Source organism: Wenxinia marina DSM 24838, assembly GCF_000379485.1.
Lineage (GTDB): Bacteria > Pseudomonadota > Alphaproteobacteria > Rhodobacterales > Rhodobacteraceae > Wenxinia > Wenxinia marina.
Genome location: NZ_KB902282.1, coordinates 53,886 through 77,677, shown reverse-complemented (window position 1 = coordinate 77,677; position 23,792 = coordinate 53,886). Strand labels below are relative to the sequence as shown.

The 23,792-nt window shown below is 71.3% G+C and carries 33 protein-coding genes; 10 read left to right on the top strand and 23 right to left on the bottom strand.

Going from position 1 to position 23,792, the window contains the following annotated elements; all coding sequences use genetic code 11:
* Nucleotides 1-74: 74 nt before the first annotated feature.
* On the bottom strand, nucleotides 75-698 hold the full coding sequence (locus A37W_RS0106550; protein WP_018302227.1) for a hypothetical protein: 624 nt from the start codon (nucleotides 696-698) through the stop codon (nucleotides 75-77).
* 92 nt (nucleotides 699-790) lie between these two features.
* The gene (gene recO / locus A37W_RS0106545) at nucleotides 791-1,513 is read right to left on the bottom strand and encodes a DNA repair protein RecO (protein WP_018302226.1); all 723 of its coding nucleotides are present in this window, start codon (nucleotides 1,511-1,513) and stop codon (nucleotides 791-793) included.
* A 127-nt stretch (nucleotides 1,514-1,640) separates the two neighbouring features.
* On the opposite strand from recO, the gene A37W_RS0106540 reads away from it, so the two are divergent.
* Nucleotides 1,641-2,195, top strand: coding sequence for a COG4315 family predicted lipoprotein (locus tag A37W_RS0106540; protein ID WP_018302225.1), 555 nt, complete (start codon nucleotides 1,641-1,643; stop codon nucleotides 2,193-2,195).
* Here the strand turns inward: A37W_RS0106540 and A37W_RS0106535 are convergent.
* From A37W_RS0106535 to A37W_RS24515, 14 genes are all read right to left on the bottom strand, one after another.
* Nucleotides 2,192-2,521, bottom strand: coding sequence for a DUF1491 family protein (locus A37W_RS0106535; RefSeq protein ID WP_018302224.1), 330 nt, complete (start codon nucleotides 2,519-2,521; stop codon nucleotides 2,192-2,194). The genes A37W_RS0106540 and A37W_RS0106535 overlap by 4 nt on opposite strands.
* Nucleotides 2,518-3,423 carry a GTPase Era gene (era, locus tag A37W_RS0106530; RefSeq protein WP_018302223.1) on the bottom strand — a complete coding sequence of 302 codons (906 nt, stop codon included), beginning with the start codon at nucleotides 3,421-3,423 and terminating at the stop codon, nucleotides 2,518-2,520. The genes A37W_RS0106535 and era overlap by 4 nt, the downstream gene beginning before the upstream one ends.
* A gap of 51 nt (nucleotides 3,424-3,474) precedes the next feature.
* Nucleotides 3,475-3,987, bottom strand: a complete 513-nt coding sequence (rimM, locus tag A37W_RS0106525) for a ribosome maturation factor RimM (protein ID WP_018302222.1) — start codon at nucleotides 3,985-3,987, stop codon at nucleotides 3,475-3,477.
* Nucleotides 3,988-4,042: 55 nt separating this feature from the next.
* Nucleotides 4,043-4,432, bottom strand: a complete 390-nt coding sequence (gene rpsP / locus A37W_RS0106520; RefSeq protein ID WP_018302221.1) for a 30S ribosomal protein S16 — start codon at nucleotides 4,430-4,432, stop codon at nucleotides 4,043-4,045.
* 38 nt (nucleotides 4,433-4,470) lie between these two features.
* On the bottom strand, nucleotides 4,471-4,767 hold the full coding sequence (locus A37W_RS0106515; RefSeq protein ID WP_018302220.1) for a chorismate mutase: 297 nt from the start codon (nucleotides 4,765-4,767) through the stop codon (nucleotides 4,471-4,473).
* Between the two features lie 9 nt (nucleotides 4,768-4,776).
* On the bottom strand, nucleotides 4,777-5,355 hold the full coding sequence (locus A37W_RS0106510) for a GNAT family N-acetyltransferase (RefSeq protein WP_018302219.1): 579 nt from the start codon (nucleotides 5,353-5,355) through the stop codon (nucleotides 4,777-4,779).
* On the bottom strand, nucleotides 5,352-5,858 hold the full coding sequence (locus A37W_RS0106505; RefSeq protein WP_018302218.1) for a GNAT family N-acetyltransferase: 507 nt from the start codon (nucleotides 5,856-5,858) through the stop codon (nucleotides 5,352-5,354). Before A37W_RS0106505 ends, A37W_RS0106510 begins: the two co-directional genes overlap by 4 nt.
* Nucleotides 5,855-6,376, bottom strand: coding sequence for a GNAT family N-acetyltransferase (locus A37W_RS0106500; protein WP_018302217.1), 522 nt, complete (start codon nucleotides 6,374-6,376; stop codon nucleotides 5,855-5,857). The genes A37W_RS0106505 and A37W_RS0106500 overlap by 4 nt, the downstream gene beginning before the upstream one ends.
* Complete coding sequence (locus A37W_RS0106495; protein WP_018302216.1) at nucleotides 6,373-6,879, bottom strand: GNAT family N-acetyltransferase; 507 nt, start codon at nucleotides 6,877-6,879, stop codon at nucleotides 6,373-6,375. Before A37W_RS0106495 ends, A37W_RS0106500 begins: the two co-directional genes overlap by 4 nt.
* On the bottom strand, nucleotides 6,876-7,448 hold the full coding sequence (locus A37W_RS21090; RefSeq protein ID WP_018302215.1) for a GNAT family N-acetyltransferase: 573 nt from the start codon (nucleotides 7,446-7,448) through the stop codon (nucleotides 6,876-6,878). Before A37W_RS21090 ends, A37W_RS0106495 begins: the two co-directional genes overlap by 4 nt.
* Before the next feature lie 31 nt (nucleotides 7,449-7,479).
* Entirely contained in the window at nucleotides 7,480-8,982 is a 1,503-nt protein-coding gene (ffh, locus tag A37W_RS0106485) for a signal recognition particle protein (RefSeq protein WP_018302214.1), read from the bottom strand.
* A 173-nt stretch (nucleotides 8,983-9,155) separates the two neighbouring features.
* On the bottom strand, nucleotides 9,156-9,392 hold the full coding sequence (locus A37W_RS0106480) for a hypothetical protein (protein ID WP_157236468.1): 237 nt from the start codon (nucleotides 9,390-9,392) through the stop codon (nucleotides 9,156-9,158).
* Nucleotides 9,393-9,514: 122 nt separating this feature from the next.
* The gene (locus A37W_RS0106475; RefSeq protein WP_018302212.1) at nucleotides 9,515-10,000 is read right to left on the bottom strand and encodes a hypothetical protein; all 486 of its coding nucleotides are present in this window, start codon (nucleotides 9,998-10,000) and stop codon (nucleotides 9,515-9,517) included.
* A 44-nt stretch (nucleotides 10,001-10,044) separates the two neighbouring features.
* Nucleotides 10,045-10,173 (bottom strand): hypothetical protein, encoded by a 129-nt coding sequence (locus A37W_RS24515; RefSeq protein ID WP_018302211.1) that lies wholly within the window; start codon nucleotides 10,171-10,173, stop codon nucleotides 10,045-10,047.
* Between the two features lie 168 nt (nucleotides 10,174-10,341).
* On the opposite strand from A37W_RS24515, the gene A37W_RS0106465 reads away from it, so the two are divergent.
* Nucleotides 10,342-11,223: a LysR family transcriptional regulator gene (locus A37W_RS0106465; RefSeq protein WP_018302210.1), complete on the top strand. Its 882-nt coding sequence runs from the start codon at nucleotides 10,342-10,344 to the stop codon at nucleotides 11,221-11,223.
* 23 nt (nucleotides 11,224-11,246) lie between these two features.
* The gene (locus tag A37W_RS0106460) at nucleotides 11,247-12,146 is read left to right on the top strand and encodes a DMT family transporter (protein ID WP_018302209.1); all 900 of its coding nucleotides are present in this window, start codon (nucleotides 11,247-11,249) and stop codon (nucleotides 12,144-12,146) included.
* On the opposite strand, the gene A37W_RS0106455 is transcribed toward A37W_RS0106460, so the two are convergent.
* Nucleotides 12,131-12,463 (bottom strand): ArsR/SmtB family transcription factor, encoded by a 333-nt coding sequence (locus A37W_RS0106455; RefSeq protein ID WP_018302208.1) that lies wholly within the window; start codon nucleotides 12,461-12,463, stop codon nucleotides 12,131-12,133. The genes A37W_RS0106460 and A37W_RS0106455 overlap by 16 nt on opposite strands.
* Nucleotides 12,464-12,696: 233 nt before the next feature.
* Here A37W_RS0106455 and A37W_RS0106450 point away from each other — a divergent pair, with 233 nt between their 5' ends.
* The 6 genes from A37W_RS0106450 (at nucleotide 12,697) to A37W_RS0106425 (ending at nucleotide 15,814) form a co-directional block, all read left to right on the top strand.
* On the top strand, nucleotides 12,697-13,029 hold the full coding sequence (locus tag A37W_RS0106450) for an AtpZ/AtpI family protein (RefSeq protein ID WP_018302207.1): 333 nt from the start codon (nucleotides 12,697-12,699) through the stop codon (nucleotides 13,027-13,029).
* 3 nt (nucleotides 13,030-13,032) lie between these two features.
* A complete protein-coding gene (locus A37W_RS0106445) occupies nucleotides 13,033-13,794 on the top strand; it encodes a F0F1 ATP synthase subunit A (RefSeq protein ID WP_018302206.1) in 762 nt (253 codons plus the stop codon).
* Between the two features lie 46 nt (nucleotides 13,795-13,840).
* Complete coding sequence (locus A37W_RS0106440) at nucleotides 13,841-14,077, top strand: F0F1 ATP synthase subunit C (protein ID WP_018302205.1); 237 nt, start codon at nucleotides 13,841-13,843, stop codon at nucleotides 14,075-14,077.
* Nucleotides 14,078-14,157: 80 nt separating this feature from the next.
* Nucleotides 14,158-14,778: a F0F1 ATP synthase subunit B' gene (locus tag A37W_RS0106435; RefSeq protein WP_018302204.1), complete on the top strand. Its 621-nt coding sequence runs from the start codon at nucleotides 14,158-14,160 to the stop codon at nucleotides 14,776-14,778.
* Nucleotides 14,779-14,786: 8 nt separating this feature from the next.
* On the top strand, nucleotides 14,787-15,347 hold the full coding sequence (locus A37W_RS0106430; RefSeq protein WP_018302203.1) for a F0F1 ATP synthase subunit B: 561 nt from the start codon (nucleotides 14,787-14,789) through the stop codon (nucleotides 15,345-15,347).
* An 89-nt stretch (nucleotides 15,348-15,436) separates the two neighbouring features.
* Nucleotides 15,437-15,814 (top strand): VOC family protein, encoded by a 378-nt coding sequence (locus A37W_RS0106425; RefSeq protein ID WP_018302202.1) that lies wholly within the window; start codon nucleotides 15,437-15,439, stop codon nucleotides 15,812-15,814.
* Nucleotides 15,815-15,906: 92 nt separating this feature from the next.
* Here A37W_RS0106425 and A37W_RS0106420 read toward each other — a convergent pair whose 3' ends face one another.
* The 5 genes from A37W_RS0106420 to A37W_RS0106400 all read right to left on the bottom strand — a co-directional run bounded on the left by A37W_RS0106420 (nucleotide 15,907) and on the right by A37W_RS0106400 (nucleotide 21,336).
* Nucleotides 15,907-16,377: an Hsp20 family protein gene (locus A37W_RS0106420; protein WP_018302201.1), complete on the bottom strand. Its 471-nt coding sequence runs from the start codon at nucleotides 16,375-16,377 to the stop codon at nucleotides 15,907-15,909.
* 151 nt (nucleotides 16,378-16,528) lie between these two features.
* Entirely contained in the window at nucleotides 16,529-17,341 is an 813-nt protein-coding gene (locus A37W_RS0106415; RefSeq protein WP_018302200.1) for a trypsin-like serine peptidase, read from the bottom strand.
* Nucleotides 17,342-17,412: 71 nt separating this feature from the next.
* Nucleotides 17,413-18,798, bottom strand: a complete 1,386-nt coding sequence (gene glcF / locus A37W_RS0106410; RefSeq protein WP_018302199.1) for a glycolate oxidase subunit GlcF — start codon at nucleotides 18,796-18,798, stop codon at nucleotides 17,413-17,415.
* 3 nt (nucleotides 18,799-18,801) lie between these two features.
* Nucleotides 18,802-19,902, bottom strand: a complete 1,101-nt coding sequence (locus tag A37W_RS0106405) for an FAD-binding protein (RefSeq protein WP_018302198.1) — start codon at nucleotides 19,900-19,902, stop codon at nucleotides 18,802-18,804.
* Nucleotides 19,903-21,336 carry an FAD-linked oxidase C-terminal domain-containing protein gene (locus tag A37W_RS0106400; protein ID WP_018302197.1) on the bottom strand — a complete coding sequence of 478 codons (1,434 nt, stop codon included), beginning with the start codon at nucleotides 21,334-21,336 and terminating at the stop codon, nucleotides 19,903-19,905.
* Between the two features lie 95 nt (nucleotides 21,337-21,431).
* Between A37W_RS0106400 and A37W_RS0106395 the strand changes: the two genes are divergently transcribed.
* Nucleotides 21,432-22,127 (top strand): DUF599 domain-containing protein, encoded by a 696-nt coding sequence (locus tag A37W_RS0106395; RefSeq protein ID WP_018302196.1) that lies wholly within the window; start codon nucleotides 21,432-21,434, stop codon nucleotides 22,125-22,127.
* A gap of 268 nt (nucleotides 22,128-22,395) precedes the next feature.
* Here the strand turns inward: A37W_RS0106395 and A37W_RS0106390 are convergent, their stop codons facing one another.
* Nucleotides 22,396-23,706: a DUF8689 domain-containing protein gene (locus tag A37W_RS0106390; protein ID WP_018302195.1), complete on the bottom strand. Its 1,311-nt coding sequence runs from the start codon at nucleotides 23,704-23,706 to the stop codon at nucleotides 22,396-22,398.
* Between the last annotated feature and the right edge of the window lie 86 nt (nucleotides 23,707-23,792).

The window sequence follows — 23,792 nt, the reverse complement described above, 5'->3', positions numbered from 1 at the left end:
ACCGAGCCAGAAATATCCTCGGGGGGGCGGCGTCAGCCGCGGGGGGCAGACAGCCCCCCTCCCACCCCGGCGGCTCAGTTCGTCCCCGGCAGCCCCGGCACGACGAAGCAGGGCATCGGCTCCACCCCTGGCAGGTCGTGGTTCAGGTGCTGGCCGCAATCCGAGATTGCGGCCCCGTCCGCCGCGGCCTGGTCCGGCAGGCCCCAGACGAGGGCGTAGGCGCCGTCGGCGCTGATCGCCATCGCCCGCGCCGCGCCGTCCGGCGCGCCGGCGGCGGCGGGGTTGCGGTACAGCTCCGCCACCTCGGGCGTCATCGTGATGTCGCCGGGCCCCGGCTCGCGGTAGCCGCGCGGCACGATCTCGGCCACCAGGATGCAGTCGTCGTTGCTGCTGCGGCATTCGCCCATCGCGATCGCGCGCGCCGCCTCGGCCGAGTTCGTGGTGGTGGCGTAGCCCCAGCCGCCGGACTTGGACGTGGCGAAGGCCGAGAAGTAGGTCGTGGGCCGGAACTCGGTGTCGAAGGCCTGCTGCGCCTCCGGCGACAGGCGCAGGCCCGACAGCATCCGCAGCTCGCCCGAGGGCGGGTACAGGATCACGCGCTCGGCCGGCAGCTGGAAGTCGATCTCCAGATGCCCCGGCAGATCCGGCAGCGCCGGCGCGGCCGCCCCGAGCACGAGGCCGGCGATGAGTGTCAGCATGAGGTCCTCCCCCGTCGTTCCGTTTCCCTCAGGTCAGTCTGCCAACAGGGGGCGTGTCTGGCAAATGGCGGATTTCCCGCCCCCGGATTGCGTCAGCCGGCGCGGCGGATCTCGTCGATGAGGCGGGCGCGGGCGGGGGGCAGTTCCACCTCGGCGCCGATCAGGCGGTGGCGCACGAACCAGCCGGTGGTGCCGAGCGCGGCGACGATGTCCGCCGCGCCCGCCTCGCCCGCGCCGCGCAGGACCGGCGGCAGCGGCAGCAGCCGGGCCACCCAGTCGCCCGCGCCGTCGCGGCTGACCGCGCGGCCCGAGCGGGGCGAGACGTAGGCGAGGTCGTCGGTCCCGCCGGTCACCGCGCACCGGTCCAGCACCAGCCCGAAGCCCATCTCCTCGAGCAGCGCGAGCTCCCATTGCAGGTAGGCCAGCGGCCAGACGTCGCCCTGACCCAGCAGGTCCAGCAGCGCCTCGGTCCGCGCATAGAGGGGGGCGTGCGCGTCCCGCTCCGGCAGGCTGCGGGACAGGAGCGCGGTCACGGCCGCGAGGCCGGCGAGCGCCAGCCGGTCGGACATCAGCACGGCCGAGCGGCTGCGCACCGGCTCCAACCGCCACGCGCCGAGGTGATCGGCGAGGCGGGCGGACCAGTGCGCATCGACCCGCGTGCCGGGCTGCAGCGCGGCCTGCGCCTTCCGCGAGGTGCCGCCGCGGACCAGCCCGAGGTGACGGCCGTGGGCGGCGGTGAAGATCTCGGCGATGGCCGAGCTCTCGCCGTGCGGCCGCACCGCCAGCACCGTCCCCTCGTCGCGCCATTCGATCATGCGCCGATATTGGGGCGGATCGCCGGAGTGTGAAGGGCGGGAACGCCGCCCGCGGCGGGACGTTCGCTCCATGACCGTCCGGCACAGACCCGACCGCCACAGCCACACCAGCCCCAGGAGGCTCCCGATGTTCCGCACCGCAGCACTCATCGCCCTGATCGCCGGCCCCGCCGCCGCCCAGACCCTGACCCTTGTCGAGACCGACGAGTACGGCCCCGTCGTCGCCGACGAGAGCGGCCGCTACGTCTATGCCTTCCACACCGAGGTCCGCGCCGGCGACGGCCTGCCTGCGCTGGAATCCTGCGGCGATCCCAAGTGCCTCGAGGACTGGCCGCGGGTCGAGGCGCCGGCGGACCTGACCGTCGGCGAGGGGCTGGACGAGACGCTCGTCTCCTCGATCACCTGGGACGGGATGGAAGTGCTGCAATATTCCAGCCAGCCGCTGTTCTACTTCGCCGGCGACGAGCCGGGCGAAAGCCCGCAGGGACAGGAAAACCACAGCTATGGCGGCTGGTGGTACCTGCTCGACCCGCTCGGCTTCCCCATCGTGACGGGGATCGCGCCCGATCCCGGCGATCCGGACGACATCCAGCCCCAGTCTGGTCAGGCCGAGCTGTCGCCGGAGACGGACGAACAGCTTCCGCCGGCCGACGCGCCCGACGCCCCGCCGTCGAGCAACTAGTCGAGCCCCGGCTCGCCCAGCAGATGTCGCCCCGCGCGGTCCTCGACCTCGATCACCCAGAGGTCGGGGTCCGTGCGGCGCTGACGTCTGACCGCCTCATCGACCTCGGCGTCGGAGCCGGCGGCGAGGTCGACCCACCGCCGCTCGCCGCTCATCAGGTCGAACGAGCGCTGCCAGAGGGTCGCGTTGCCGTCGAGCGTGGACTGCTTGACCAGCACCGCCCCCGCCGTGTCGTCGCCGCGGGCGACGACGAAGGCGGGGATGTCCGCCAGCCGCAGCCGGGTCAGGTAGGCCGAGACCCAGACCCCGGCCGCGAGACGGCTCACGCGCCTCCGTCCTTGAAGTCGAGGCCCATTTCGGAATAGCGCTCGGCCTCGTCCAGCCAGTTCGGCCGCACCTTCACCGTCAGGAACAGGTGCACCTTGCGGCCGAGGAACTCCTGCAGTTCCTCGCGCGCGGCCTTGCTCACCGCCTTGATCGTCTCGCCGCCGCCGCCGAGGACGATGCCCTTGTGGCCGTCGCGGGCGACGTAGACGATCTGGTCGACGCGGGCCGAGCCGTCCTTGCGCTCCTCCCAGCTTTCCGTCTCCACCGTCAGCTCGTAGGGCAGTTCCTGGTGCAGGCGGAGCGTCAGTTTCTCGCGCGTCATCTCCGCCGCGATCATCCGCAGCGGCAGGTCGGCGAGCTGGTCTTCGGGGTAGAGGAACGGCCCCTCGGGCATCTTGGCCGCCAGCCACTCCATCAGGTCCTCGGTCCCGTAGCCCCGCTCGGCCGAGATCATGAAGGTCTTCTCGAACGCGTGGGCCTCGTTCAGTTCGGACGTCAGCGCCAGCAGGCTCTCGGCCTTCACCTTGTCGATCTTGTTGATGGCGAGCGCGACGGGCCGACCCGCGACCCGCTCGTCCAGCGCGGACAGGATCTCCTTCACCCCGTCCGTCAGCCCGCGATGCGCCTCGACCAGCAGCAGCACCACGTCCGCGTCCGCCGCGCCGCCCCAGGCGGCGGCGACCATCGCGCGGTCCAGCCGGCGGCGCGGGCGGAACAGGCCGGGCGTGTCGACGAAGACGACCTGCGCGTCCCCGTGCATCGCCACGCCGCGGATGCGGGCGCGGGTGGTCTGCACCTTGTGGGTGACGATCGAGACCTTGGCGCCGACCATGCGGTTCAGCAGGGTCGACTTGCCGGCGTTCGGCTCTCCGATCAGGGCGACGAAACCGGCGCGGGTCATCTTGGGGGCTCCTCGGGCGTGGATCGGCCGCCTTTACCGGAAGCGGCGGGCCTAGAACAGCCCCTCGGGCGGGTCCGCGACGATCCGCCCGGCGGCAAGGTCGACCGTCGGCACCGCGGCGCGGGTGAAGGGGAGGAGAACGGTGGAGGTGCTGCCGGGGGCGAGGATCTCCAGCAGGTCGCCGGCGCCGTGGTCGTGCACTGCCCGGACGGTGCCGAGCAGCGCGCCGCCGGTGTCGTGGACGGGCAGGCCGATCAGGTCGGCATGGTAGAACTCGTCCTCGGGCAGGTCGGGCATCCGGTCCCGCTCGGCGTAGAGCTGGGTGCCCTTCAGCGCCTCCGCCTCCTCGCGGGTCGCGATGCCGTCGACGCGGGCGGTCAGGGCGCCCTTGGCCTGCCCGGTGATGCGGATCTTCGGATAGGTGCGCCCCGCCGCGTCGGTCAGCGGCGCGTACGCCGCGATCGCCTCGGGCTGGGCGCAGAAGGACTTCAGCCGCACCTCGCCGCGGACCCCGAAGGCTCCGGCGAGCGCGCCGACGACGACCTTGCCGTGAGACTGTGACATGGGACCGGACGGCCGGGCGGGCGTGGCCCCGGAGCGGGCTCCGGGGCCGGTCGCCTTACTCGGCGGTCTCTTCGGCCGCCTCGTCCGCCGGGGCCTCTTCGGCCGGGGCGGCGCTGCGGGCGGCCTTCTTCTCGGCGCGCTCCTTGGCGGCCTTGCCCGGCTCGCCCTTCTTGGGGTTCGAGCGCTCGGCCTTCTCCTTCAGGCCCGCGGCCTCGAGCATGCGCGCGACGCGGTCCGTCGGCTGCGCGCCCTGGTTCAGCCAGTACTGGACACGGTCGGTGTCCATCTTCACGCGGTCCTCGCTGTCCTTGGGCAGCAGCGGCGCATAGGTGCCCAGCTTCTCGATGAAGCGACCGTCCCGGGGCATGCGGCTGTCGGCGGCGACGATCGAGTAGTAGGGGCGCTTCTTGGAGCCCCCGCGGGCGAGACGGATCTTCATGGCCATTGTCGTATCTCCTTAATGGCGTGGCGACGGACGGGCCGTCAGGATTGGTGTCGTTCGTGGTGCTTGATGACTTCCTGGATCACGAAGGCCAGGAACTTCTTGGCGAATTCGGGGTCGAGGTCGGCCTCGATCGCCAATTCGGTGAGCCGCGCGATCTGCGCTTCCTCGCGCACGGGATCGGACGGCGGCAGGTCGTGCTCGGCCTTGAGCCGGCCGACTCCCTGGGTGTGCTTGAACCGCTCGGCCAGCGTGTAGACGAGGATCGCATCGAGCCGGTCGATCGACTCGCGGTGCTCCTTCAGCAGCTGGGCGGCCTTGTGGACGGCGTCGGTCATGCGGCGGCCTCAATAGTCGAATTCGGGGCGCGGGTAGCGCCAGCAATGGACGCCGTCGACGTCGCCGTCCGGATCGCGCGTCGCGCCCAGCTTCGCGGCCAGCGCGGCGGCGCGTTCGTTCTCCGGCGCGATGTAGCTGACCAGCGTCTCCCAGTTCAGCGCGAAGAAGGCGTTGTTGCGGGCCGCGACGGAGGCCTCGAAGGCCCAGCCGTGGCCCTCGCCGTCCTCGGTGAAGATGAAGCCGAGCTCCGCCTCGGGGTCGCCCGCCTCGTGGTTGAGGACGACGAAGCCGACCGTCTCGGCCGTCTCCTGCACCTCGACGGCCCACAGGCCGCAGCCCCGCAGCAGCCACGAGGCGACCATCTGCAGGAAGTCGGCCCAGGCCTCGTCCTCGGACATCGGGCCGCCGAAATGGACGGCGCGCTCGGAGGTGGCGATGTCGCGGTAGAGCGGCCAGTCCGCCATGTAGGGCGCGCGCAGGATCACCCGGCCGCGGGCGATCCGCGGCAGGGCGCCGGCGATCCGGTCGACGGCCACGGCGGCCTGCCCGGCGGCGGGCTGCTGCCAGGGATGGATGTCGTCGCTCATGCGGCGGTCCTCTCAAAGCGGTAGGCGATGTCGCCCTCGTCCTGCACCTTCGCGTCGGGGTCGAGCCGGCCGCCCAGCCGCTCGGCCACGCGGGCCGAGGCGCGGTTGGCGGGGTCCATGTAGCTGACCAGCGTCGTCATGCCGCCGGGGCCGAAGGCCCAGTCGCGCAGCGCCGCCCCGGCCTCGGTGGCGTAGCCGCGGCCCTCTGCGCCGTCCCACAGCTGCCAGCCCAGTTCGGTCTCGGGGAAGAGAGGGCCGATGTTGATCTGCACCGTCCCGACGGAGCGGTCGTCGCCGGTCACGGTGATCGCGAGGCCGCCGGCGCCGAAGAGGGCCCATCCCGCAGCCTCGGTGCAGAACATGCCCCAGGCCTTGTCCGTGCCCGCCGGTCCGCCCATCCAGCGCGACCGCTCGGACGCCATCAGGATCGCGTAGTCCTCGAAATCGGCCGGAACCAGCGGGCGCAGGGTCAGGCGATCGGTGTGCAGCGTCGGCGCCATCATGCCGCGTCCTCCGCGGGGCGGGGGTGGCGGTAGACGCGGCAGGGCTTGTCCGGGTTCGGCACCCGCGCCGCCGGGTCGTGCACCGCGCCCAGCTTCTCCGCCAGGCGGATGGAGCGGGCGTTGTCCAGGTCGATGTAGCTGACGACCGTGTCCCAGCCGAGCCCGTCATAGGCGTGACGGATCGCGGCATGGGCCGCCTCGGTCGCGATGCCGGTGCCCTCGATGGCGGGATCCCAGATCATCCAGCCGACCTCGGTCTCGGGCCAGTCGACGGGATACCACGGTCCGACCAGGCCGACCGCCCGATCCTCGCCGCGCAGCGTCACCGCCCACATGCCGTAGCCGCGGATCGCCCAGTGCCCGATCTCGGCGGCGAAGGCGCGCCAGGCGGCGCCTTCGCTCAGCGGGCCGCCGATGCCGGCCGCGCGGTCCGAGGTGAAGAAGGCGCGCGCCGCGTCCCAGTCCTTCGCCTCGGGCCGACGTAGGATCAGGCGGGGGGTTTCCAGAAGCTCGATCATGCGGCCTCCGGGTGACGCCACAGGTCGACCGGCGGGCGGTTCGGATACTCGATCCGCCGCTCGATCACCGCACCCAGGCGCTCGGCCAGCCGGCGCGAGCGCACGTTCTCGGGCGCGATGTAGCTGACGAGGCGGGTCAGCCCGCCCCGGCGCATCATCCAGTCGCGGGCGGCCGAGACGGCCTCGTGGGCGTAGCCCCGCCCCTCGAACCCGTCATAGACGACCCACGACAGCTCCGGCTCCTCGCGGTCGATCGGCCACCACAGGCCGGTCCGCCCGACCGGGACGCCGTCCGTGCCCTCGCGCACCCAGAAGGCGCCGGCGGGGCGGGCGAGCCACTGGCCGTTATGCATCATGCAGCTGTCCCAGGCGTCGCGCGGATCGTCCGCCGGCCCGCCGAGGAAGCGCGAGCGTTCGCCCTTCACGAAGGTGGCGAAGGCCTCGAAATGGTCCATTTCGAACGGGCCGAGGGTCAGGCGCGGGGTGCGAATCGTCGGGATCATGCGGCCTCCCGCCCCTGGGCGGCGTGGTGGCGGTAGACCAGCGCCCGCGCGCCCTCGGGCTCGTGGAAGACCGAGCCGGGCAGGTTCACCGTCTCGGTCGTCGCCTCGTCCAGCACCGCGCCCAGCCGCTCCGCCACGCGGATGGAGCCGTAATTGTCCTCGTCGATGACCGAGATCGCGGTGGTCAGGCCGGTGCGGTCCCAGAACCACGGCATGATCGTCGCCATCGCCTCGGCGACGAATCCGCGCCCCTCGGCATCGGCATGCCAGAGCGACCAGCTGAACTCGGGCTCGGGCCAGGCCTGCGGGAACCACGGCCCGACGAGGCCGAGGGCGCGGCCGCTGTCGGCGTCCTCGACCACGAACGACGAATAGCCGCGCAGCACCCACAGGCCGGCGATATGGCCGAAGGCGCGGACGGCGTAGCGCTCGGGCAGGTCGCGGTGGCCGCCGACGAAGCGGGCGCGGTCGCTGCGGATGAACGCCATGAACGGCGCACTGTCCTCCAGCGTCGGCGCGCGCAGGATCAGCCGCTCGGTCCGCAGCGTGGGGATCTCCACGCTCAGCATGCGCAGCCCCCGGATATGCGGCGCACGGCGGTCACTTCTTGCGGCCCAGCCCCGACAGGCCCTGCGGCAGTTGCATGCCCCCCGGCCCGCCGAAGCCGCCGGCGAGGCCCTTAGGCAGCGAGCCGCCAACGGCGCGGGCCGCCTGCTCCATCGCGGCGGGGTCGTTCATGTCGGGCATGCCGCCCTTGCCGAACATCGACTTCATCGCCTGGCGCAGGGCGCCCTTGCCGCCCATCTTGCCCATCTTCTTCATCACGTCGGCCATTTGGCGGTGCTGCTTGAGCAGCTTGTTCAGCTCGCTCACCTCCAGCCCCGCGCCGGCGGCGATCCGCTTCTTGCGGCTGGCCTGCAGGAGCTGGGGGTTGGCCCGCTCGGTCTTGGTCATGGAGTTCACGAGGGCGATCTGGCGGCGGATCATGCTGTCGTCCATGCCCGCCTCGGCGGCCTGCTTCTGCATCTTGGCCATGCCGGGCATCATCGACATGAGGCCCTCCATGCCGCCCATCTTGAGCATCTGCTCCAGCTGCATCTTGAGGTCGTTCATGTTGAACTGACCCTTCTGGAAGCGCTTCATCATCCGCTCGGCCTGCTCGGCCTCCAGCGTCTGCTGGGCCCGCTCCACCAGCGCGACGATGTCGCCCATGCCGAGGATGCGGCCGGCGATCCGCTCGGGATCGAACGTCTCGAGCGCGTCCATCTTCTCGCCGAGGCCGACGAAGCGGATCGGCTTGCCGGTGACGGCGCGCATCGACAGCGCGGCGCCGCCGCGGCCGTCGCCGTCCATCCGGGTCAGCACGACGCCGGAGACGCCGATCTTCTCGTCGAACTCCTGCGCGACCTCGACCGCGACCTGACCGGTCAGGCCGTCGACCACCAGCAGCGTCTCGCGCGGGTTCACCGCGTCGCGGACGGCGGCGGCCTGGGCGATCAGCTCCTGGTCGATGTGCAGCCGGCCGGCGGTGTCCAGCATGTAGACGTCGTAGCCGCCGAGGCTCGCCTGCGTCTTCGCCCTCTTCGCGATCGCGACCGGGTCCTCGCCCTTGACGATCGGCAGCGTGTCGACGCCGATCTGGCGGCCGAGGATCTCCAGCTGCTCCATCGCCGCGGGGCGGTTGGTGTCGAGCGAGGCCATGAGGACCCGCTTGCCCTCGCGCTCCTTCAGGCGCTTGGCCAGCTTCGCCGTCGTCGTGGTCTTGCCGCCGCCCTGCAGGCCGACCATCAGGATCGGCGCGGGCGGGTTGTCGATCTTGAGCTTGCCGGGATCGGTCTCGCCGGTGAGGACGGCGACGAGTTCGTCATGGACGATCTTCACCACCTGCTGGCCCGGCGTCACCGACTTGGTGACCGACGCGCCCGTCGCCTTGCTCTCGACCGACTTCACGAACGACCGCGCGACCGGCAGCGACACGTCCGCCTCGAGCAGGGCGGTGCGCACCTCGCGCAGGGCGGTCTTCACGTCCTCGGCGGACAGCGCGCCGGCCTTCGTCAGCCGGTCGAAGACGCCGCCAAGGCGGTCGGAGAGGGATTCGAACATCAGTCGCCTCCAGCATCGGGTCGGCCCCAAGATGGGGACCGTCGGACCAAACGGCAAACGCCCCCGTGGGCGCACCTGCGCTGACGGGGGGCGATCCCCCGTGGTCCGGGGGACCGGAAGCGTGAGAGGCCTCCGGGTTTGGGGTGGGCTAGTGACGCAGAGGGGCCGCGAAGTCAAGGCCGCAAGGAGCCCGGCCGGCGGGGACCGGCCGGGTCGGGGCGTCGGATCGCGGTGTCGTGGGCCGCCCGGGCGATGCCGCCCGCGGCGTGGTCGAGCCGGGCGAACCTGCTCTCGGCGGCGTCGGTCGCGGCCTCCGCGCTCGCGCCGTCCTCGGTGGCGCCGGTCATCATGTCGGCCCAGGCCCCGGTGAAGGACAGGTTGAAGGCGAGCGTCATCTTCCACGGCAGCATCATCGCCCGGAGCGACAGGGCATGTAGCTCATGATGTGTCTCCGCTGGGGACCGTTGGGGTGCCGGCGCGCGCGGCAGACACGCTGCGGTGCGGCACCATAGACAGGAGCGCGGCGGTTCGCCTAACCGCTCCTGCGATTTTCGACTGCGCGTCCGAGCCAGTCGTTGATCGCGGTCACGACCCGCCGCGGGCCCCGGCCGGAGACGTAGACCGGCACCAGCGGCACCGTTCCGTCCGCCACCCGCAGGGCCGGGCGGCGGGTGTCGCTTCCCTTGCTGCTGCGACTGATCTGGAGAACCGCCTCGGCCACGTCGTCCAGGGCGTGCACACTTTCCCTGTAGCCCATGACGCTGCGGGTGCGGATGGTGACGGAGCCTTCCGCGCGGTCGAAGATCACCTGCGTCCGGCGCACGAAGGCGGCGAAGGCGACGCCGCCGATGAAGAGGCCACCGAGACCGAACGCCAGCGCCGGGGCGATTTCTCCTGCGGCGGCGCCCGCCGCTCCGATGCCGACGAAGAGCAGGGTGAAGGCGATGATCGCGAGCCCGAGAATCCACGGACGCCGCTCCAGCGTCAGCCGTTCCGGCGTGTCCCCCGTCACCTTCATGAAGGTGACGCTAGGGCCTTCCCGCGCCGCTGGTCAATCGCCGCTCAACGGCGGCGGCGGTCGCGCTCCACCGGAATCATCAGGGCGCGCGGCTGAACGCACGCGGCTTTCCACGCGTCGGCCAACTGCCGGGGAAGGGAGAGGAGTTGCAGGAACATCAGTCTGGGGGACATCGGGCCACCTCCGCGTCGGCGGGCCGACGACAGCGGCGGCCCTTCACCAGGCAGAACGGCGGGCAGCGGTTCGGTGTTCCCTCACGCGCGCGTGTCGTGGGTCCACCGATGCGCTTGCGCCCGCCGGCGGCCGGCGTAGGCTCGCGCCCGCAGACGCGGAGAGGTGCGGTGGATCACTGGGACGAGGTGCGGACGGCCTATCAGGTGGCCCGGATGGGAACGGTGTCGGGCGCGGCCGAGGTGCTGGGCGTGCACCACGCGACGGTCATCCGCCACATCGACGCGATCGAGGCTCGTCTCGGCGTGAAGCTGTTCCAGCGCCACGCCCGCGGCTATACGGCCACCGAGGCGGGGCAGGACCTGCTGCGCGTCGCCGCCGCGACGGACGACCAGTTCACCCAGCTCGCCGGCCGGATCAAGGGCCAGGGCGAGGGGATCACGGGCGAACTCGTGGTGACCTCGCTGGGCACGCTGGCGCCTCTGCTGACGCCGGTCATGGTGGACTTCCAGCGCGAGCATCCGGGCCTGACGGTCCGCTTCCTCACCGGCGAGCGGCTGTTCCGCCTGGAATACGGCGAGGCGCACGTCGCGATCCGCGCCGGCGCGGCGCCCGAGCAGCCGGACAACGTCGTGCAGCCGTTCGTGACGCTGGAGACGCGGCTCGTCGCGTCGACCGAGTACATCGCCCGCCATGGCGAGCCGTCGGGGATCGAGGACTTCCCCGAGCACTGGTTCATCGGCCCCGACGACGGGGAGAGCCGCGCCCCGTTCTACGCCTGGATGCGCGACCACGTGCCCCGCGACCGGGTCGTCTTCCGCGCCACCGACGCCGCCGCGATGGCCGAGGCCGCCTTCGCCGGCGCCGGCATCGGCTTCGTCTCGCGGTGGGAGTACGAGGCGCGGCGCGACACGCTGGTCGAGATCATCCCCGCGCGTCCCGAATGGGAGGCGAAGCTGTGGCTCGTCACCCATGTCGACCTGCACCGGACGCCAAAGGTCCAGGCCTTCCTGTCCTTCCTGAAGGAGCGCGCGAAGGGCTGGACCTGTTGACCGCCGCGGGAGCGGCCCCTCGCGTGCCGCCGCTGCGCGGGCACCTGGCGATGCTCGCCTTCTCGGTCCTCGTCGCGGGCTCGTTCGCCCTGGGCGCCCGGGCGGCGAACGAGATCGCGCCGCTGGCGCTGAACGCCGTGCGGTTCTGGCTCGCCTCCGTCGTGGTCGGCGCGGCGATGATGGCGACGTCGCGGCCGGGGCGCGAGGCGGCGCGGGCGCCCTGGCGCTACCTCGTCCTCGGCATCCTGTTCGCGACCTACTTCGTGCTGATGTTCGAGGGGCTGAAGACCGCGCCCTCCGTCTCGATCTCCGCCGTCTTCACCCTGACGCCGATCCTGTCCGCCGCCTTCGGCTGGTTCCTCCTGCGGCAGCGGATGACGCCGCGGATCGCGCTGGCGCTCGCGCTCGGCGGGGCGGGGGCGCTGTGGGTGATCTTCCGCGCCGACCTCGACGCCTTGCTGCGGTTCGAGATTGGCCGCGGCGAGGCGATCTTCTTCTGGGGCTGCGTGGCGCATGCCCTCTACACGCCGCTGGTGCGGATGCTGAATCGCGGCGAGCGGCCGATCGTCTTCACCTTCGGCGTGACCGTGGCGACCGCGATCGTCCTCACGCTCGCCGGCTGGCGCGACATCCTCGCGACTCCGTGGGCCGAGCTGCCGGGGATCGTCTGGGTGACGCTGGTCTACATCACCTTCTTCGCCAGCGCGTCCACGGTGCTGCTGCTGCAGTACGCCGCGCTGATCCTGCCGTCGTCGAAGGTGATGGCCTACACCTACCTCACACCGTCCTGGGTCATCGTGTGGGAGATGGCGCTGGGCGGGGCCCTGCCGCCGCCGCTGGTGGCGCTGGGCGTGCTGCTGACGGCGCTGGCGCTCATCCTGCTGCTGCGGGACGAGGAGGCGCGCGCTCACGCGCCGGGCTGATCCAGCTCGCGTTCCAGGAACCGCTCGAACGCGTCGAGGTCGATCCCGTCCATCTGGCCGAAGCCGGCCATCCACGTCGACGCCTCGCGCAGGGCGTCCGGCTCCAGCTTGCACCATCTCACGCGGCCCCGCTTCTCCTGGCTGACGAGGCCGGCGGCGGCGAGGACGCCGAGATGCTTGGAGATGGCGGCGAGCGACATCTCGAACGGCTCGGCCACGTCGGTGACGGCCATGTCGTCCTCGAGCAGCATCGTCAGGATCGCCCGCCGCGTCGGGTCGGCGAGGGCCAGGAACACGGTGTCGAGCGGGGCCGCCATGGCGATCCCCTTGGGCCCGCACCGGAAAAAGGTCAACCGGATGGTTGAATATGCCCCGCCCGCCCGGCGGCGCCCCGGCCGGACCCCGGTGCGCCCGAGCTGTTCTTTGCATGCTCACAAATACTCATATTTTCAACGGCTTCCGCCCGCGCCTCCGCCGCAGTTCGCGCGCTTGACTCGGAGCCCCCCGCCGCATAGCACCCCCTCGACTGGAGTGGAGCGAGCGAAACGCCTTGGCCGACCCCGATCCCGCCTCCGACGCCGACCGCCTGCGGGCGCTGGAGGAGCGGATCGCGCGGGCGAAAGGGCGGCCGGAGCCGAAGCCCCACTCCGAAGAGCACTATTCCCAGGCCAACATTGCCTGGCGGATGGTGATCGAGCTGGTGGCCGGTCTGTCGATCGGTTTCGGCATCGGGTACGGCCTGGACACCCTTCTGGGGACCATGCCGATCTTCCTGGTGCTGTTCATCCTCCTCGGTCTCGCGGCGGGCGTGAACGTCATGCTGCGGACGGCGCGGGAGGTCGGAATGCGGGCGGGGCAGCAGCCCCCGAAGGACGAGGGTTGAGACGTGGCAGAGGAAGTTCACGGCGCTGAAGAGGCCGGCGGCCTGGTGTTCCACCCGATGGACCAGTTCATCGTCGAGCCGCTGTGGGGTGACGGTCCGGTCTCGTGGTTCACCATCACCAACGCCACGCTGTGGATGGCGCTCGCCGTCCTCGCCACGTACCTCCTGCTCGTCTTCGCCACCCGCCACCGCAAGGTCGTGCCGACCCGCGGCCAGTCCATGGCCGAGCTGGTCTACGGCTTTGTCTACAAGATGGTCGAGGACGTGTCGGGCCACGACGGGGTCAAGTATTTCCCCTACATCATGACGCTGTTCCTGTTCATCCTGATGGCGAACGTGCTGGGCCTCATCCCGATGTCGTTCGCGCCGACCTCGCACATCGCGGTGACCGCGGTGCTGGCGCTGGCGGTGTTCCTGACGGTGACGATCCTGGGCTTCGTGCTGAACGGCTCCAAGTTCCTGGGCCTGTTCTGGGTCGCCTCGGCGCCGCTGGCGCTGCGGCCGATCCTCGCGATCATCGAGCTGATCAGCTACTTCGTCCGGCCGGTCAGCCACTCCATCCGTCTCGGCGGCAACATCATGGCCGGCCACGCCGTCATCAAGGTCTTCGCCGGCTTCGCCGCGATTGCCGCGATCTCGCCGCTGTCGATCCTGGCCATCACCGCGATCTACGGCCTCGAGGTCCTGGTCGCCGTGATCCAGGCCTACGTCTTCACCATCCTGACCTGCGTGTACCTCAAGGACGCGCTGCACCCGTCGCACTGACGGTCAGGTCCCTCATCAGCCAATTCCAGTCACAGGAGAGAAAGTCATGGAAGGCGATATCGCGAACATGGGTCAATTCATCGGTGCCGGCCTCGCCGCCATCGGTTCGGGCGCGGCCGCCATCGGTGTGGGCCACGTCGCCGGCAACTTCCTCGCCGGCGCCCTGCGCAACCCGTCGGCCGCCGCGGGCCAGACCGCGACCCTCTTCATCGGCATCGCGTTCGCCGAGGCGCTGGGCATCTTCGCCTTCCTCGTCGCGCTGCTGCTGATGTTCGCGGTCTGATCGGACAATCCTGATCCTGTGAGCCGGGGGCGTCCGCGCCTCCGGCGACCGCATTCGAGGCTCACCGTCCGGGGAACGCGATGGCAAACGAAGTACTGGAAGCCGAAGAGCAGGGCATCGGCGCCGATCTCGGCGTCGAGGGCGAGGCCGTCGCCGACGGTCCGCTGACCCACGAGGTGGGCGTCGACGAGACGCTGCACGCGGCCGAGCATGACGCGCCCGGCATGCCGCAGCTCGACACCGCGGTCTTTCCGAACCTGATCTTCTGGCTGGTGATCGCGCTGCTCGCGATCTACTTCCTGCTCAGCCGGATCGCCCTGCCGCGGATCGGCGCGATCCTCGCCGAGCGGGCGGGCACGGTCACCAACGACCTCGCCGCCGCCGAGGATCTGAAGGCCAAGGCCAAGGATGCCGAAGCCGCCTACGAGAAGGCCCTCGCCGATGCGCGGGCCGAGGCGAACCGCATCGCCGACGAGACCCGCGCCCGCGTCCAGGCCGATCTCGACGCCGAGATGGAGAAGGCCGACGCCCGCATCGCCGAGCGCACCGCCGAATCCGAGCGGGCGATCGCCGAGATCCGCGACCAGGCCGCCGATGCCGTGCGGGAGGTCGCCCGCGACGCCGCGCGCGAGATCGTCGCCGTCATGGGCGTCGAGGCCGACCCGTCCGCGGTCGACGCCGCCGTCAACGACAGGGTGTGAGGAGAGGCATGATGAAACGACTTCTGGTCCTTCCCCTCGCGCTGACCGCCAGCCCCGCGCTGGCCGCCGGCGACACCTTCGTCAGCCTGGCGAACACCGACTTCGTCGTCCTGATCGCGTTCCTGATCTTCCTCGGGATCCTGTTGTACTTCGGCGTGCCGAAGCAGCTCTCGGGAATGCTCGACAAGCGCGCCGCCGACATCCGCTCCGAGCTGGACGAGGCCCGCGCGCTGCGGGACGAGGCGCAGGGCCTGCTGGCCTCCTACGAGCGCAAGCAGAAGGACGTGCAGGAGCAGGCGGACCGCATCGTCGCGAACGCCCGTGACGAGGCGAACCGCGCCGCCGAGCAGGCCAAGGCCGACATCGCGACGTCGGTGGACCGCCGCATGGCCGCCGCAGAGGAGCAGATCGCCAGCGCCCAGGCCGCCGCGATCCGCGACGTCCGCAACCGGGCCGTCGTGGTGGCGGTCGAGGCCGCGCGCGAGGTCATCTCGCGCCAGCTGTCGGAGGAGCAGGCGAACCGGATGATCGACAGCTCGATCGACACGGTCGGCGCCAAGCTGCACTGACGTCGCCACCGGCAAGACGGACAGGCCCCGGGCATCCCCCGGGGCTTTTCGTTTGCGGGGACAGAGCACTCTTACATAGCGTCAGCGTCATGAAGATGTCCGTCACCATCGACGTCCCCGACCTCTCCGCCGGGCTCGCCTTCTCCGGCGACGTCTTCGGCTTCACCGAGCGTGCCCGCCCGATACCCGTCTACGTGGTTCTGGAGAAGGACGGCATCACCCTCGGCCTGATGCAGAAGGAGGCAGGGTCGAAGCCGTTCCCCGGCGCCGCGACGGGCCGCGACTATGCCCGGCACTGGACGCCGGTCCACGTGGACATCCATGTCGAGGACTTCGACGCGACGATCGACCGGCTGCGCGCCGCCGGCGGGACCGTCGAGCAGGAATGGAACACTCCCGGCCGTCCCGCGACGGCGTTCTGCGCCGATCCGTTCGGCAACGGCTTCTGCCTGATGGGGCCGCGCTGAGCCGCACGTGAAAAGGCCCGGTCCCCATGCGCGGGACCGGGCCCATCGTCAACCTCGTCTCGATGGCGGCGTCTCGGGCCGCCGCGCCGGCGTCAGTTGACGGTTTCGCCTTCCACCAGGGTCGTGGTGCTGGCCGGCTGGCGGGCGATCTCGATCCGGCGGGGCTTCAGCGCCTCGGGGATCTCCTTCACCAGGTCGATGTGCAGCATCCCGTCGACGTGGCTCGCGCCGGTGACGCGGACATGGTCGGCCAGGGTGAACCGGCGCTCGAAGGCGCGGGTCGCGATGCCGCGATGCAGGAAGGTGCGGCCTTCGTCGTCCTCGGCCTTCTTCGCCGTCACGATGAGGGCGTTCTCGCGGACCTCGACGCCGAGGTCGCCATCCGAGAAGCCGGCGACGGCGATCGAGATGCGCCAGCCGTCATCGGCGGTCTTCTCGATGTTGTAGGGCGGGTAGTTGGTGGCGCTGCCGCTCTCGGCGGCGGTGAGCCGGTCCATCAGGTCGGCGACGCGGTCGAAGCCGACGGTGGCACGGTACAGGGGCGCGAAATCATAGTGACGCATGGGTCATCCTCCAGTGAGCGATACCATATGTGACGGCCCTCCCTTCGGGACGGGCCTTTGGTCTTGTCCGCGCAAGGCCCCGGTCGGGCACCCTGCGCGAGCGATATCTGGGAAGGAGAAAGGCGCCTTTCAAGAGGCGCCTGCGCGCCGGTCAGGGCCGGACGAAACGTGCGCCGAGGTCCGTCCGCTCGCCCGGCGCGAGGACGCGGATGCCTCCCGGCGCGGTCCCCTGGAAGCCGCCGCCGGAGCGCAGGGCGGAGAGGAGATCCTCCAGTTCCACCCCCAGCGGCGCGCCGATCGCGACGCGCTGTCCGTCGAGGGTCGCCTTGGCCGAGACGACCGCCGCGACATGCACCGCGCCCGTCGCATCCATCTGGAAGACGGGCGATCCGGACGAGCCGAAATCCACCGAGCAGGTGAGGACGTAGACCCCGCTACCGCTGCCCATCACGCCGCACCTCTCCTGCAGCGAGGGCGCCTCGGCGCGGTCGTGGGCGTAGCTGACGATGCCGACCTCGAGGCTGTCCAGAAGACCGCCAAGCGGGGGGATCGGTTGCACGGCGGGCGTCCGGATCGGCTGGTCCAGCTCCAGTACTGCAAGGTCGCGGGCCGAGCCGTCGGTCCAGTCCCGGCCGCCGTAATCGTAGCCCTGCGGGATCGCGCTGCGGCGCACCGTCCGCTCCGCCAGCGCCCGGCCGTCGCGCAGGCCGGCGCGGAAGGTGAATTCGACGTCGGGGATCCGCTCGCGCGTGTCCGCGTCGAACATGCAATGAGCCGCGGTCAGAACCACGTCGGGCGCGATCAGGGTCGCCGTGCAGAAGCCGCGGGTGCCGATCTCGAGCCGGCCGACCGCCTCCCAGCCGCGGGCGTCGTCGATCGTGCGGAACTGCACGAGGTCGCTGTCGGCGGCGGCCGGGCCGGCGAGGCCGGCGATCAGGGCGAGAAGGGCAAGGGCACGCCGCATCGGGATTCTCCTGTGGTCCGGCTTCGGGTAGTCAGCCCCGGGGGCGAGATTGCGGCGGCGCTTGGCCGCTTTCACGCCCGGGCCGGCACCTCACCGGGCCGGACGGCGCCGAGGGCCCGCGGTCGCGGTCCGCCCGTCGCCCAGTCCAGCAGCTCCACCGTATGCACCACCGGGACACGGGTGCCACCGCCGATCTGCATCATGCAGCCGATGTTTCCGGCGGCGATGACATCCGGCCGCACCGCCTGCAGCGTGGCGACCTTGCGCCGCTTCAGCTGGCCCGAGATCCCGGGCTGCATCAAATTGTAGGTCCCGGCCGAGCCGCAGCACAGGTGCGGGTCCGCCGGCTCCACCACCTCGAAGCCGGCGGCGCGCAGCAGGTCCTTCGGCAGCGACTTGATCTTCTGCCCGTGCTGCAGCGAGCAGGCGGCGTGGTAGGCCACGCGCAGTGGGCCGGGACGGTCGTCCTCGTGCGGTCGAATTGCGTCCGTCCCGGCGATGTCGTCCTTCGCCGGCTGCGGGGCGGTCCCGTGCCCGGTGGGCATCAGCTCCGCCAGCACCTCCGAGACGTCCTTTGCGATCCTCGCGACCCGCGCCGCCTCTTCCGCCAGCGGCGCGGTGCGGAACATGTGCCCGTAATCCTTTACCGTCGTGCCGCAGCCCGAGGTGTTCACCACGATGGCGTCCAGCCCGCCCCCGTCCATCTCGCGCATCCACGCCCGGATGTTGCGCGTGGCCGAGGCGTGCGCCTCGTCCTCGCGGCCCATGTGGTGCGTGAGGGCCCCGCAACAGCCGGCGCCCTTCGCCACCACCACCTCCGCGCCGAGGCGCGTCAGCAGCCGGATCGTCGCGTCGTTGATGTCGGTGTTCAGCGCCTTCTGCGCGCAGCCGTTCATCAGCGCGACCCGCATCCGCCGTTCGCCCTGCGCCGGGAAGGTCTGCGGCGCGTCGTTCCGCGATGGCGGCGGCAGGCGGCGCGGCGCCATCTCCAGCATCGCCCGCAGCCGCGGCTCGGGCACCAGCGCCCGGAACGGCCTGCCCACGCGCGCCGCCAGCAGCGCGAGCCGGAAGCGGCCGGGGTGGGGGAGCAGCCGCGCCAGCAGCCAGCGCAGCGCCCGGTCCATCGGCGGACGGCGATAGCGGCGTTCGATGTAGGCCCGGGCGTGGTCGACGAGGTGCATGTAGTGCACTCCCGAGGGGCACGTCGTCATGCAGGCGAGGCAGGACAGGCAGCGGTCGATGTGGAGGACCGTCCGGGGATCCGGGTCGCGCCCGGTCTCCAGCATCTCCTTCATCAGGTAGATGCGCCCGCGCGGCGAATCGAGCTCGTCGCCCAGGACCTGGTAGGTCGGGCAGGTCGCGGTGCAGAAGCCGCAATGCACGCAGGCCCGCAGGATCTGGTTCGCCCGCGCCAGCCCCGGGTCCTGAAGCTGCTCCTCGGTGAAGTGCGTCTGCATGCGTTATCCCATCAGTCCGGGGTTCAGGATGCCGCGCGGATCGAACTGCGCCCTGAGCCCCGCGCTCAGCGCCGCGACCGGCGCCGCCTCGGGCGGAAAGCGCGGCCCGCCGCCGCCGCCCCGCACCCGCCGCGCGTGCCCCGACAACGGCCCGACCGCCCCGCGCACATCCGTCCCCGGCGGCACCGCCGCCCAGATCAGCCCGCCGCCCCAGTCCAGCAGCACCCGCGCGCCTTCCGGCAGACGCGCCACCACTTCCGCCGCCGTCGTCGGCCGGACCGACAGGCGCCAGACGTCCGCATCGCCGCCCTCCAAGAAGGTCAGGTCGCGGACCCGCGCCCAGTCCGCGCCATTCGACTTCGCGACATTCCCGAACGGCGCCATCAGCGCCGCCAGCCGCTCCAGCCGGTAGGCGACCGACGCCTCGCTCCCTTCGATCCGCAGCATCGTCCCGGGCACGTCGCCCGGCGTCTCGGTCAGGTGCGCCGCGCCCGTCACCTCGAAGGGCGAGCCGAGGGCGGCCGCCATCGCCGCCACTGCCCGCTCCGGCGACAGAGCCTGGATGGTGACTAGACCGGAGGCCGCCGGCTTCGGCAGCACCTTGAAGGCGACCTCGGTCAGCACGCCGAGCGTGCCCCAGGACCCGGCCATCAGCTTCGTCAGGTCGTAGCCGGTGACGTTCTTCATCACCCGCCCGCCGTTGCGGACCACCGTCCCGGTCCCGTCCACGAACCGGACACCCAGCAGAAAATCCCGAGCCGCCCCCACCGCGATCCGCCGCGGCCCGCTGGCGTTGGTGGCGAAGACGCCGCCGATGGTCGGCTCCCCGTCGGTGCCCAGGAGCGAACGGAAGTCCGGCGGCTCGAAGGCCAGCCGCTGCCCCTCCGCCTCCAGCGCCGCCTCGATCTCGGCCAGCGGCGTGCCGGCGCGGGCGACCATCGTCAGCGCGCCCGGCTCGTAGAGCGTGATACCGGAGAGCCCCGCGACCGAGAGCGGCTCGCCCGCCACCGCAACGCCGCAGGTGCCGCCGCCCACGATGGCGAGCGGGCCTTCTGCGCCCGCGACCGCCTCGGCCAGCTCCGCCTCGTCCGCCGGCGCGCGCACTCAGCCGGCCCGCCGCGCGGCGGAGGCGCCCAAGGGAAAGACCTTGGCCGGGTTCAGCAGCCACCTGGGGTCGAACACGTCCTTCACCCGCATCTGCGCCTCGAGGTCGGCAGGGGCGTACTGCACCGACATGAGATCCCGCTTCTCGATCCCGACCCCGTGCTCGCCGGTCAGGCAGCCGCCGACCTCGACGCACAGCTTCAGGATCTCCGCCCCGAAGGCCTCGCAGGTCTCGAGGTCCCCGGGCCTGTTGGCGTCGAACAGGATCAGCGGGTGCATGTTGCCGTCGCCGGCGTGGAAGACGTTGGCGACGCGCAGGCCGTACTCGGCCGACATCTCGCCGATCCGGCCCAGCACGGTCGGCAGCGCACTCACCGGGATCGTCCCGTCGAGGCACATGTAGTCGCCCAGCTGCCCCATCGCGCCGAACGCCGACTTGCGGCCGAGCCAGATCCGCGCCGCCTCGTCCGCGCTGGCGGCCTCGCGCACCTCCACCGGATCGTGGCCGCGGGCGATCTGGGTGATGAGGCCGAGTTGTTCGTCGATCTCGGCGTCGCTGCCCTCGACCTCGACGATCAGCAGCGCCTCGCACATCGGATAGCCGGCGCCGGCGAAGGCCTCGGTCGCCTCGATGCAGGGGCGGTCCATGAACTCGATCGCGACGGGCAGGAGGCCGGCGCGGATGATGTCGGCGACGCAGGCGCCGGCGACCTCGGAGCTGCCGAAGCCAATAAGCACCGGCCGCGCCCCCTCGGGCTTGGGCAGGATGCGCAGCGTCGCCTCGGTCACGACGCCGAGCTGCCCTTCCGAGCCGCAGACCAGCGCCAGCAGGTCCAGCCCCGCGGCGTCGAGATGCGCGCCGCCCAGCTCCACCACGGTCCCGTCCATCTGCACCAGCGTGAGCCCCAGGAGGTTGTTCGTCGTCACCCCGTATTTCAGGCAGTGCGCGCCGCCCGAGTTCATCGCGATGTTCCCCGCGATGGCGCAGGCGAGCTGCGAGGACGGGTCGGGCGCGTAGAAGAAGCCCAGATCCTCGACCGCGCCGGTGACGGACAGGTTGGTGCGACCGGTCTGCACCCGGATGATCCGGCTCGCGGTGTCGATCTCCAGCACCTGCGCCATCCGGGCGACGCCGAGGATCACCGAATCCGCCGTCGGCAGCGCGCCCCCGGCGAGCGAGGTCCCGGCGCCGCGTGGCACGACCGGCACGCCCTCCTCGTGACAGACCTTCAGTGCCGCCGCGACCTCCGCGGTGGACGAGGGCAGGACGACGGCGAGCGGCGGGCAGCGGTAGGCGGTCAGCGCGTCGCATTCGTAGGCGCGGGTTTCGGCGGGATCGTGGATGACGCCGCCCGAGGGCACCGCCTCCTGCAGGCGCTGCACGATGCGGGCCTTGCGGGCCATCACCCGCGCGTCGGGGGCTGGCATCTCCATCGGCGGCGTCCTCCATCCGGCCCTCCCGGTCTAGGGCCGGCGGGGCAGCGCGGCAAGGCGGTGACAGCCGGCCGGCCGCGCCCTAGGGTCGCGCCATGACGCTCGACCTCGTCCTGTCGGTCCTCGGGCCCTACGATCTCGCCGCGCTGGCGCTGCTGCTGGTCGCGCACCTCGCGACCGGCTGGCGGATCGAGCATCCGGGCGGCCGGCGCCCCTCGGTCACGGTGATGATGGCGGATCACCGGCGGGCGTGGATGAAGGTGTTCCTGACGCGGGACGTGCGGATCTTCGACAGCCAGATCCTCGGCACTCTGCGGCAGGGGACATCGTTCTTCGCCTCGACCACGCTGCTGTCGGTGGGCGGCGTGCTGGCGCTGATCGGCAACCCGTCGCCGCTGACCGGGGCCGAGGGCCTGCTGGGGCACGCGCCGGAGCTGCTGTGGCAGGTGCGGCTGCTGCCGGTCGCCCTGCTGCTGGCGCACGCCTTCCTGCGCTTCGTCTGGGCGCACCGGCTGTTCGGCTACTGTGCCGTCCTGATGGCGGCGGTGCCGGAGGACCGGGCCGATCCCACCGGGCCGCGGCTGGCGCGGATCGCGGGCGAGATCAACGTCCGCGCGGCGTGGAACTTCAATCGCGGGCTGCGGTCGATGTACTTCGCTCTGGGGGCGATGGCGTGGCTGTTCGGGGCGGCAGCGCTGGCGGTGGCGGTCGTGACGGTGGTCTGGGTGCTGTGGAGCCGGGAGTTCCGGTCAGAGCCGCACCGGTTCCTGATGGAAGGGCGGGAGGGGTAGGTTTCTGCGGGACGGAGGGCAGCGGCTGGCCGCGGACAGGCGCTCCGACGCGGCGGTGGGGGCGATTTATCTTGCCACCCCCGCCTGACCTTCATCGTCTCGCAGGTGGCGAGGAAGCGTCTGGCCGGGGGGCGGCCAGACGCTGCCCGGGCGGCTTGCGCCGCTGATTCCTCCGGGGTGCACTCCGCTGCGCGAGGTCCCGGCTCGGGGCCGGGGCGCGTGGTCCGTGGCGGCGCCGCGGCGCTCTTGCCGTACGGGATGCGCCGGACTAGTGAACGATCGTCTCCTCCCGGACGAACATGTTCGTCCAGGCCCGGTCGACCAGCTCGGGCGTCATCTGGTAGGGGATCCCCTCGAACTCGCAGATCGAGATCATCTGGTCGATCAGGAACACCGGCTGGTAGTTCGCGAACTCGTTGTCGATCGTCGGGTACTTCACCTTTAGCAGGTGGATCAGCGCCTTCTCGTCCAGCGGCATCCGCTTCTTGCGGGCCACCAGCGCGAAGATCTTGAGGAAGTTCTCTTGGTCGGGCCCGTCGATCTTGATCTTGTAGAAGATCCGGCGGAGCGCGGCCTTGTCGAAGATCTCGTTGGGGTGGAAGTTGGTCGAGAAGATCACCAGCGTGTCGAACGGCACCTCGAACTTCTCGCCCGACTGCAGGGCGAGGATGTCCTTGTTCTCTTCCAGCGGCACGATCCAGCGGTTGACGATCTTCTGCGGCGGCTCTTCCTGGCGGCCGAGGTCGTCGATGATGAAGACGCCCCCGGTGGATTTCAGCTGCAGCGGCGCCTGGTAGGTCCGCGCGACCGGGTTGTAGACGAGGTCCAGCATGTCGAGCGACAGCTCGCCCCCGGTGATGACCGTGGGCCGGTCGCAGCGGACGTAGCGGGTGTCGTAGCGGCCCGTCGTGCGGCGCAGCGAGGTCTCGTCCTGCACCTCGGCCTCGGCGGCGGAGTGCACGATCGGGTCGTAGACGGTGATGACCTGGCCGGCATACTCGATGGCGCGGGGCACGTAGATCTTGTCGCCGAGGGCGTCGCGGATCCCGTTCGAGATCGACGACTTGCCGTTGCCCGGCGGGCCGTACATCAGGATCGAGCGTCCGGCGCCCACGGCGGGGCCGAGCTGGTCGAGAAGCGTCGGCGGCAGGATCAGGTGCCCCATCGCCGCGGTCAGCTGGTCGCGGGTGATCGCGACGTTCCGGATCGACTGCCGCTTGACCTGCTCGGCGTAGACCGGCAGCGGGACGGGCATCGCGCCGTAGTACTCGGACTGGGCCAGCGCATCCAGCGCGCGGGCCTTGCCCGCCTCGGTCAGCTGGTAGCCCATTTCGTTGCCGGCGTTCGCCGACATGGTGCCCGTCGCCTCCAGCAGGCGCTGGCGCCGGGCGATGTCGATCAGCTCCTGCGTGACGACGAGCGGCAGGCAGATCGCATTTGCGATCTCCGACGCCTCGCTCACGTTCTGGCGGAACATCGTCTTGATGAGGATGTCGCGCATCATCACCGGGGGCAGCTGCATCCCCTCGAGCGATTTCGGCGCGGGCGGCGCGACGACGCCGGTGACCTGCATGTTCATTCTCGGATGCCCCGTCTGTTCGGCCGGCGCGGGACGGAGATCGCCCCGGCGCGCAATCGCGGAAAAGGTGCCGGGCAAACGTGGCG